At 45.6% G+C, this 390-nt stretch carries 2 tRNA genes; both read left to right on the forward strand.

Annotated elements, in window-relative coordinates:
- Positions 1-64 precede the first annotated feature (64 nt).
- A tRNA-Ile gene (locus tag H5164_RS19830) sits at positions 65-141 on the forward strand.
- Between the two features lie 144 nt (positions 142-285).
- Positions 286-361 (forward strand) — tRNA-Ala (locus H5164_RS19835).
- Positions 362-390 lie beyond the last annotated feature (29 nt).

A 390-nucleotide genomic window follows, 5' to 3' on the forward strand; every position in this document is an offset into this window, starting at 1 on the left:
AAAGTGCAGCGATGCATGTGAGTGTTCACACAGATTACTTGATAGAAGAAAGAGAAATTACGTTGGGTCTGTAGCTCAGCTGGTTAGAGCGCACCCCTGATAAGGGTGAGGTCGGTGGTTCAAGTCCACTCTGACCCACCAATCTTTCCTACTCTACGTTGGATGATGACTCATTTAGTCTACTAAATGTTGCTATCAACTGCCTTGATTAGAAACGATTGGCAAACCAATTTTTTGGTGAGACCTTCATTGAAGGTAAACGTAAAATCTCAACTGCATGTAAATGGGGCTATAGCTCAGCTGGGAGAGCGCCTGCCTTGCACGCAGGAGGTCTGCGGTTCGATCCCGCATAGCTCCACCATTTACACTTATCATGACGATAAGCTTATG

Origin of the sequence: Shewanella sp. SG41-3, assembly GCF_014164545.1 — a bacterium.
Taxonomy (GTDB): Bacteria; Pseudomonadota; Gammaproteobacteria; order Enterobacterales; family Shewanellaceae; genus Shewanella; species Shewanella vesiculosa.